At 73.7% G+C, this 8,765-nt stretch carries 8 protein-coding genes; 3 read left to right on the top strand and 5 right to left on the bottom strand.

Translation table 11 applies throughout. The annotated features are described in order from the left end of the window. Nucleotides 1–78: 78 nt before the first annotated feature. Nucleotides 79–1,353, bottom strand: a complete 1,275-nt coding sequence (gene mshC, locus H9623_RS16120) for a cysteine--1-D-myo-inosityl 2-amino-2-deoxy-alpha-D-glucopyranoside ligase (protein WP_193721031.1) — start codon at nt 1,351–1,353, stop codon at nt 79–81. A 140-nt stretch (nt 1,354–1,493) separates the two neighbouring features. Here mshC and H9623_RS16115 point away from each other — a divergent pair, with 140 nt between their 5' ends. Next, the gene (locus tag H9623_RS16115) at nt 1,494–2,591 is read left to right on the top strand and encodes a CorA family divalent cation transporter (RefSeq protein ID WP_193721030.1); all 1,098 of its coding nucleotides are present in this window, start codon (nt 1,494–1,496) and stop codon (nt 2,589–2,591) included. Between the two features lie 28 nt (nt 2,592–2,619). Here H9623_RS16115 and H9623_RS16110 read toward each other — a convergent pair whose 3' ends face one another. Further along, nucleotides 2,620–3,480, bottom strand: coding sequence for an undecaprenyl-diphosphate phosphatase (locus H9623_RS16110; protein ID WP_193721029.1), 861 nt, complete (start codon nt 3,478–3,480; stop codon nt 2,620–2,622). Nucleotides 3,481–3,626: 146 nt separating this feature from the next. Between H9623_RS16110 and H9623_RS16105 the strand changes: the two genes are divergently transcribed. Beyond that, on the top strand, nt 3,627–4,598 hold the full coding sequence (locus tag H9623_RS16105; RefSeq protein WP_193721028.1) for an aldo/keto reductase: 972 nt from the start codon (nt 3,627–3,629) through the stop codon (nt 4,596–4,598). Between the two features lie 29 nt (nt 4,599–4,627). Here the strand turns inward: H9623_RS16105 and H9623_RS16100 are convergent, their stop codons facing one another. Next, nucleotides 4,628–4,975, bottom strand: coding sequence for a primosomal protein (locus H9623_RS16100; protein ID WP_193721027.1), 348 nt, complete (start codon nt 4,973–4,975; stop codon nt 4,628–4,630). Nucleotides 4,976–5,086: 111 nt separating this feature from the next. Here H9623_RS16100 and H9623_RS16095 point away from each other — a divergent pair, with 111 nt between their 5' ends. Then, nucleotides 5,087–5,317 (top strand): DUF5703 family protein, encoded by a 231-nt coding sequence (locus H9623_RS16095; protein ID WP_193721026.1) that lies wholly within the window; start codon nt 5,087–5,089, stop codon nt 5,315–5,317. Nucleotides 5,318–5,386: 69 nt separating this feature from the next. Here H9623_RS16095 and H9623_RS16090 read toward each other — a convergent pair whose 3' ends face one another. Together H9623_RS16090 and H9623_RS16085 are read right to left on the bottom strand one after the other, a co-directional pair. Then, complete coding sequence (locus tag H9623_RS16090) at nt 5,387–6,733, bottom strand: M20/M25/M40 family metallo-hydrolase (protein WP_193721025.1); 1,347 nt, start codon at nt 6,731–6,733, stop codon at nt 5,387–5,389. Nucleotides 6,734–6,827: 94 nt separating this feature from the next. Beyond that, complete coding sequence (locus H9623_RS16085; RefSeq protein WP_193721024.1) at nt 6,828–8,558, bottom strand: multicopper oxidase family protein; 1,731 nt, start codon at nt 8,556–8,558, stop codon at nt 6,828–6,830. Nucleotides 8,559–8,765: the final 207 nt, after the last annotated feature.

The following is an 8,765-nucleotide window of genomic DNA, read 5'->3' as shown; positions in this document are numbered from 1 at the left end:
GACTTCGACATCTCCACTAAGCCCGGAGGTCCTCCCTTCGACAACCGGAACTGGCACCAACCTCACGGCCGGGTACACCTAGAGCCGCACCCCGAGCAGGGCGTTGACGGCGCGCGAGATCACGCCGGGCGCGCCCTCGGTGTCGCCCGAGGTGTCACGGCCCTCGGCGAGCGAGACGTCGGCCCACGCGTCGACGGCCGCGAGCGCGGTGGGGGCGTCGAGGTCGTCCGCGAGCGCCGCGCGCACGGCCGCGAGGGTCGCGTCGGCGTCGGGCCCACCGTTCCCGGAGACGGCCGAGCGCCAGCGCTCGAGGCGCTGGACGGCGCCGGGGAGGTCCGCGTCGGTCCACTCCCACACGGAGCGGTAGTGGTGCGCCAGGAGGGCCAGGCGGATGGCCATGGGGTCGACGCCGGTGGCGCGCAGCGCGGAGACGAACACGAGGTTCCCGCGCGACTTGCTCATCTTCTCGCCCTGGTACGCGACGAGGCCCGCGTGGACGTGGTTGCGCGCGCCGAACCCGTGGTCGAGGAGGCGGTCGTGCGAGGTCGACATCTCGTGGTGCGGGAAGAGGAGGTCCGCTCCGCCGCCCTGGATGTCGAAGGGCAGGCCCAGGCCGTCACGGGCGATGACGGCGCACTCGATGTGCCAGCCGGGGCGCCCGGTGCCGAGGCTCGCGCCGTCCCAGGTGGGTTCGCCCGGGCGTTCGCGCCGCCACAGGAGCGGGTCGAGGGGGTCCTTCTTGCCGTCGCGCCCGGGGTCTCCCCCGCGCTCGCCGAACAGGCGCAGCATGTCCTCGCGGCTGAGGCGGGACACGGCGCCGAAGCGCGCGTCGGCGCTGAGGTCGGCGTACACGTCGCCGAGCTCGGGGGTGTCGCCGCCCGCGCCGGGCTCGACGGGCACGCGGTACGCGAAGCCGTCCTCGATGAGCGCCTCGACGGCCTGGACGACGTCGGGGATGGCCTCGACCGCGCCGCGGTACACGTCGGGGGGCACGACGCCGAGGGCCGTCATGTCCTCGGCGAGCAGGGCCGTCTGCTCGACGGCGAGGTCCCACCAGTCGACGCCGGTCGCTGTCGCGCGCTCGAGCAGCGGGTCGTCGACGTCGGTCACGTTCGAGGCGTAGGTGACCTCGTGCCCGGCGTCGCGCCAGGCACGGTTGAGCAGGTCGAACGCGACGTAGGTCGCGGCGTGCCCGATGTGGGTCGCGTCGTACGGGGTGATCCCGCACACGTACATGGTCGCGGTCTTCCCCTCCGCGGCGACGACGAGCTCCCCCGTGGTGCTGTCGTGCACCCGGATCGGGAGTCCTCGGCCGGGCAGGGACGGGATCTGAGGCATGGGCCAGCTGTGCACGCGACAACCTTAGCCGCGAACCGGCGCGGTGCCGGCGTGCGACCTCGCCGCAGCGAGGGCCCTCCGTGTCCCCCGCTGCCCGACGGCGCAGCTCACCGGTCCTGGGTGGCGCGCCTGCGCCGTCGGGCAAGAATGCAGGGGTGACAGAACCCACACGCCCCACGGGCGACCACCCGCCCGCCCCCGACGAGCCCGCACCGGACGCACCCCGCGCCGAACCCGTGCACTACAAAGAGCTGTGGGTCGAGGGCGACGACGGGCGGGTGCGGCCGGTCGAGCGGGGCACCTCGGCGGGCAGCGGACCGGACGGCAGCCCCGGCGGGCCCCCCGCCCCGAGACCGCGGGCACGCTGGTACGAGGTCCGCACGCTCGACGACTTCGTGGCGGCCGCCGACGCCCTGGGGGCGGGGCTGAGCGCCCAGACGGTGCACGGCCACCTGCCCGTGCACCACGGCAGGCACCCGCTGGCGCACGTCGAGCACGTCGGCATGGACTGGTTGCTCGTCGTGACCCCGACCGTCGCCTTCTCCGAGCAGGACCGGCAGGTCAGCACCGGCAGCTTCTGCCTCCTCGTGGGACCGGAGGTCGTGGTGACCGTCGAGAAGGGGGCCGCAGGCGTCCACGACCGGATGCGCGAGCACCTCACCGGCCCGTCGCACGGCCGCAGCACCGGTGCTCAGCACGTCGCGGGCGAGGCCCTGTTCTCGCTCGTGGCGACCGCCACGGACGTCGAGCTCGCCCTGGGGGACGCGGTCGCGGAGGTCGAGAAGATCGTGTTCGAGCCCAGGCGGCACTCGGACCCGGTCCTGCCGATCTACGACCTCAAGCGCGAGATCACCGAGGCGCGGCGGGCGCTGCTGCCCATCACGGCCGAGCTGCCCGAGCTCGTGCCGGGCAGCGCCCGGTCGCACATCACGTTCGACAAGAGGCTCATGGACCGTCTCGTGTCGACCGTCGAACGGATCGACCGGCACCTCGACGCGCACGACGACCTGCTGTCCGACATGCTCTCGGTGCACCTGTCACAGGTCTCAGTGCGCCAGAACGAGGACATGCGCAAGATCAGCGCGTGGGCCGCAATCCTCGTGTTCCCCACGATCGTCGGCGGCATCTACGGCATGAACTTCGACCACATGCCCGAGCTGCACTGGACGCTCGGCTACCCCCTGGCGCTCGGTGTCATGGCCGTCGGGTGCTTCGTGCTGTACCGGGTGTTCAAGAAGGCGGGGTGGATGTAGCCGGTCCCGCGCTGCGGCCCGGGACCCCTCATGCGAGGGGCTGCAGCACCCCGAGCGTGAGCAGCAGCACCACGACCCCGGAGAGCACGAGCCGGTAGACCACGAACGGCGTGTAGCTGAACGTCGAGACGATCTTCAGGAACACGATGATCACCAGGTACCCGACCACGAACGCGACGAGCGTGGCGATCAGGGTCGCGCCGAACCCGGGCGAGCCCGGCACCGGGTCGGCCGCGACCGACTTCGCGAGCTGGTAGAAGCCCGAGCCCAGGACCGCGGGGATCGCCAGCAGGAACGAGTAGCGTGCCGCGGCCTCGCGCGTGAAGCCCATGAGCAGGCCCGCCGTGATGGTGCCGCCGGACCGGGAGACGCCGGGGACCAGGGCCAGCGCCTGTGCGAGGCCGAACCCGACCGCCTGGCGCGGGGTCAGCTCGTCGAGTGTGCGCCTCTTGGCCCCGACGCGGTCCGCGAGCCCGAGCAGCAGGGCGAACGCCGCGAGCATGAACGCCGTGATGTACAGGTTGCGCAGCGACACCTCGATCGCGTCCTGGAAGAGCAGCCCGAGGACCACGATGGGGATCGAGCCCAGCACGATGAACCAGGCCATGGCCGCGTGGTGGTCCCCCCTGCCCAGCCGGGCCCGCCAGTCCGTCCCGTTGGCCCCCCGCAGGGCACGCCACCAGGCACGGCAGATGGTCGCGATGTCCCTGCGGAAGTACAGCAGGACCGCCGTCTCGGTGCCGATCTGGGTGATCGCCGTGAACGCGGCCCCCGGGTCCGACGAGCCGATGAGCTCTCCCACGATGCGCAGGTGCGCGCTCGAGGAGACAGGCAGGAACTCGGTCAGGCCCTGGACGAGGCCGAGGAGGGCGGCTTCCCACGCGTTCACGCACCGCACCCTACCGGCGGAGCGGGTCGCGGCCCCGTCGGACAGGCCGGAGCACCGGGACGCCGCGTCGCGCAGCGACGGACCTCACCCTCTCACGGCGGCTCGTCTCCGGGCATGACGCCCTCTTCGCCGGTAGCCTGCCGCGCATGGAACTTCGTCAGCTCGGCCGGACCGGCCTTCGCGTCTCTCCCCTGGCCCTCGGGACCATGGCGTGGGGACGGGACACCGACGAGATCGACGCGGCCGAGCAGCTCCGCGACTTCGTCGACGCCGGCGGCAACCTCGTCGACACCGCGGCGTCGTACGGCGGCGGAGCGAGCGAGTCGATGATCGGCTCGCTCCTGAGCGCCGGGAAGGTCCACCGCAGCGAGGTGCTGCTGTGCACCAAGGCCGGCATCCGCACGACCGCGGACGGCAACACGGTCGACGCGTCGCGCGGCGCGCTCCTCGACTCGCTCGACGCCTCGCTCGCGCGCCTCGGCACCGACCACGTCGACCTGTTCCTGGTGCACACCCCGGACCCGCGCACGCCCTTCGACGAGACGCTCTCCGCGCTGCGCCTGGCCGTGACGACCGGTCGCGCCCGGTACGTGGGCCTCTCCAACCACCCCGGGTGGGCCGCTGCGCGCGCGGCGGCGACGCTCGACGGGCGCGGCGACGTCGGGCTCGCGGCGGTCGAGCTCGAGTACTCGCTGCTGCAGCGCGGCGTCGAGCGCGAGGTCGTGCCTGCCGCGACCGAGATGGGGTTCGGCGTCCTGGCCTGGTCGCCCCTGGGCCGTGGGGTGCTCACGGGCAAGTACCGCGGGGGGCTCCCGGCCGACTCCCGCGGGGCGTCCTCGCACCTCGCGGGGTTCGTCCAGCCGTACCTGGACGGTCCGTCGTCGGGCATCGTGGAGGCGGTCGTGACGGCCGCGAACGGCCTGGGGCGTGCTCCGCTCGACGTGGCCCTCGCCTGGCTCCTGCAGCGGCCCGCCGTGTCGAGCGCGATCGTCGGCGCGCGCACGCCGTCCCAGCTGCGGGCCTCGCTCGCGGCGAGCGACCTCGAGCTGCCCGACGCCGTCCACCACGCGCTCGACGACGTCAGCGCGCTCTCGTTCGGCTACCCCGAACGCTGGTAGGACGCCGCGTCAGGGACGCGCGGGGGCGCTCAGCGGCTGGCGCCGTCGTGCAGGTCGACCTCGTCGAACTCCTCGTCGGACTCCTCGTCGTCACGCTCGTCGTCGTCCTCGTCCGACTCGTCGCGGTCGTCGTCGTCATCGTTGTCGTCGTCATCGTTGTCGTCGTCATCGTCGTCGTCCTCCGCGAGGTAGAACGGCGTCGCCTCGCCGTGGACCTGCGCGAGCGCCTCGTCGTACACCTCGTAGGCGTCGGCCAGGACGTAGTAGGCGTCGTCGACCGCCGGGTCGTCCTCGCCGCGCCGTGCCGCGACGGCGTTGTAGTGGGCCTCCAGGGCAGCGATGAATCGGTCGAGGGCGGCACGCGGGTCAGCGGTCATACCCTGACGGTAGCCCTGCGCGAGGCACAATGGCACTCGGAATCCCGGCGCGGCAGAGTGAGGTACGGCTCACGGCTCGCCGGGCCCAGGACGACTCGAGGACGGTGACGCATGGCAAGCACTCCTCCCCCGCAGCGGGCGGGCCGCACCGAGCCCGGGAGCCAGTACGAGTACCGCGTGCTCACGATCGACAGGTCCGTGAGCCGCCACGACGCCGTCCGTCTCCTGACGGACGAGGCCGAGTACGGACGCTGGGAGCTCGAGCGCACCCGGCTGTACGTGGGCGGCGAGCGCCGGGTGTGGCTGCGCCGCAAGATCATGCGGGTGCGCTCGACGCTCTGAGGCGGCAGGGCCGCCCGACCGGCCCCCGCCCCCGCACGTGGGCGGGGTCGGGGTCGGGGGTCGGGTGTCTCAGCAGGTCCGCAGCAGGCGGTCCAGGACGCGCACGCCGAACCGCAGGGACTCGACGGGCACGCGCTCGTCGACGCCGTGGAACATCCCCGAGAAGTCGAGGTCCGCGGGGAGCTGGAGCGGTGCGAACCCGTAGCCCGTGATGCCGAGCCGCGCGAGCGACTTGTTGTCGGTGCCGCCCGAGAGCGTGTAGGGCAGGACCGTGGCCCCCGGGTCCTCGGCGTGCAGCGACGCGACCATGGCGTCGACCAGGTCGCCCTCGAAGGGCACCTCGAGCGAGATGTCGCGGTGGATGGGCTCGATGCGCACGTGCTCGCCCACGAGTCCCTCGATGACGGCGAAGCCCTCGTCCTCGTGCCCCGGCAGCAGGCGCACGTCGATCGCGGCCTCGGCGCGGCCGGGGATGACGTTGGCCTTGTAGCCCGCGCCGAGCTGGGTCGGGTTGGACGTGTGACGGACGGTCGCGCCGACGAACTTCGCGGCCGGGCCGAGGGCCGCGACGAGGGCGTCGATGCCGGCCTCGTCGTGAGGGTCGTAGGGCAGCCCGGTGAGGTCGGCGACGCCGCGCAGGAGCGCGTCGACGGTCGGGGTCACGGTGTAGGGCCACTGGTAGGCGCCGATGCGCGCGACCGCGGCCGCGAGGTGGGTCACGGCGTTGTCGGTGTTGACCTGCGAGCCGTGCCCGGCGCGGCCGTCGGCGACGAGCCTCAGCCAGGCGATGCCCTTCTCCGCGGTCTGGAGCAGGTAGGCCCGCCTGCCGTCGATGTCGACCGAGAAGCCGCCGACCTCGCTGATGGCCTCGGTCGCTCCCTCGAAGATCTCGGGGCGGTGGTCGACGGCCCAGCTCGCGCCGTACGTGCCGCCCGCCTCCTCGTCGGCGAAGAACGCCACGACGACGTCCCGCGCGGGCTTGCGCCCCTCGCGGACCATCTGCCGCACGACCGCGAGGATCATCGCGTCCATGTCCTTCATGTCGACGGCGCCGCGCCCCCACAGCAGCCCGTCCTTCTCCTCGCCCGCGAACGGGTCCACGGACCAGTCCGAGGCCTGCGCGGGCACGACGTCGAGGTGACCGTGCAGGACGAGCGCGGGCCGCGTGGGGTCCTGCCCCGGCAGCCGGACGACGACGCTCGCGCGGCCGGGCGCGGACTCGAAGAGCTCGGGGCTCAGGCCGACCTCGTGGAGCAAGGCCATGACGTACTCGGCGGCGGCGCGCTCCCCCGGGCCGGAGCCGTCCCCGAAGTTCGACGTGTCGATGCGGAGCAGGTCCTGGCAGATGCGCGCGACCTCCTGCTCGGCGGTCGGGTGGGTCTGGGGCGGGTTCGCGGGGTGGGCACGGGTCGTCATGGCCACACGGTACCCGCTGGGTTCGCCGCCCTCGAAGCGTCTGCGGGGTGTCTCGCCCTGCGGTCGGGCACTCACCGGGGCGTGTGGTCGGACCTCAGCCGTGCCCTCGGGCCGTGGCGTGCCCCTGGGCGGGGAGCCGGGGGCCGGTCCCGCCGCGCGGCGCGTCGTCGGCGTGCGTGTCCCCGTGCCCGCCCTCCTGCCCGACGCCGCCGCTCACCCCCGGCAGCAGGTCGCCCGGGGCGGGGCGCCCCGCCGTACCGGGGGCTGCCGACGGGTCGACGACCACGAACTGTCCCATCATCCCCTGGTCCTCGTGGCGGAGCAGGTGGCAGTGGAACATGTAGGGGTGCTCGGCGTCGGGTGTCGTGCCGAACGTGACCAGGAGCCGGGTGACCTTGCCCGGCCGCACGTAGACGGTGTCCTGCCAGCCGCGGAGATCGAGGGGTGGCGGTTCGCCCGCGACGTCGAGCACCTGGAACTGGGCGTCGTGGACGTGGAAGTTGTGCGGCGAGTCGTCGAGGCTCGTGACCTCCCAGACCTCGGTCGCGCCGGCGTCGACGACCTCGTCGATCCTGCGCAGGTCCATGTCCTGCCCGTTGATCGAGGTGCCCGACAGCTCGAAGCGGCGCGTCGTGGTCGCCGCCCCCTCGTCCGCGGAGGGGATGCCGGCGAGCGTGGTCGGGACGGGGGCCGACGGCTCCAGCGTGGGAGCGGCCCGCAGCTCGAGGACGTCGAGGGTGTCGTCCCCGCCCGAGAACCGGGCCGTGAAGGGGTTCACGCCCAGCTCCTGCGGGAAGCTGCGCAGCACGGTCCGTTCGCCGGGCTCCACCTCGACCACGACCTCGGCCCGGTCTCCGGGGGTGAGCCGGAGGCGGTCGGTCGTGACGGGCGCCTCGAGGAGACCGCCGTCCGAGCCGACCACCTGGAAGTCGCGGCCGTCGTCGAACCCGAAGCTGTAGATCCGCGCGTTGGAGCCGTTCAGCACCCGCAGGCGGACACGCTCGGTCGTGACGTCGAGGTAGGGATCGGCGGTGCCGTTCACGAGGACCACGGACCCCCGCACGCCCGTGCTCGACAGGAACGGGTCGGCGTCGTCGAGCCGGCCGTCGGCGTGGAACTTCTTGTCCTGGACCACGAGCGGGACGTCGTCGACGCCGTACTCGTGCGGCAGCGCGTCCTGGACCGCGGCCTCGGGCGACCCGGCGGGCTCGTCCAGCACGAAGAGACCGGCCAGGCCGCGGTACACGTGGTCCGCCGTGCGGCCGTGCAGGTGCGGATGGTACCAGAGCGTGGCCGCGGGCTGGGCGACCGTCCAGGTCGGGGACCACGTCCGCCCGGGCTCGACCTGCTGGTGCGGGCCGCCGTCCATGACCGCGGGGAGCTTCATGCCGTGCCAGTGCAGCGTGCTCGTCTCGCTCATCGAGTTCGTCACGTCGATGCGGACCTGCTCGCCGCGCGTCGCGCGCAGCGTCGGGCCGAGGAACGAGCCGTTGACCCCGAGCGTGGGCGCGAGGCCGCCCTGCCCCAGGTCCGTCTCACCCTCCTGCATGTCGAGCGTGAAGACCCGGACCCCGTCCTGGACGGTCGAGGACGCGAGAGGCGGGATCGCGAGCGGGCGCGTGAACTCGACCTCGCCGGCGGTGGACGTCACCCCGCGCGAGAAGGCCACCGCGGCACCGGCGAGGAGCCCGCCGACCACGAGCGCCGCGAGCGCCGTGAGGGCGACGGCCCGGCGACGCCGACGGCGGGGCTCCGCCCGGGCAGGCCCGACGCCCTCCGCGGGGGGCTCGGGGACGGCGGCGTCGTCGTCGGGCAGGGTGGTCATGTCGGTCGCGAGGCTCCCAGGTCAGGTCGGCGCGGACGGCTCCGCGCTCGGCGAACCACCGGGGTGGCTCGTCTCCAGGCTAGGGAGGGCGCGCCGTCGGGCGCATCGGGGGTGTCCCCCACCCGTGCCCTGACCCGACCCTGGACCGGCCCGGACGGCCGGGGGGGGGGGGGGGGGGGGGGCGCGCGGGGGGGGGGGGGGGGGGGG

Source organism: Oerskovia douganii, assembly GCF_015142735.1.
In the GTDB taxonomy this organism is placed as follows: Bacteria; Actinomycetota; Actinomycetes; order Actinomycetales; family Cellulomonadaceae; genus Oerskovia; species Oerskovia douganii.
The sequence above is the reverse complement of the archived record's forward strand: the minus strand, read 5'-3'. Positions and strand labels throughout refer to the sequence as shown.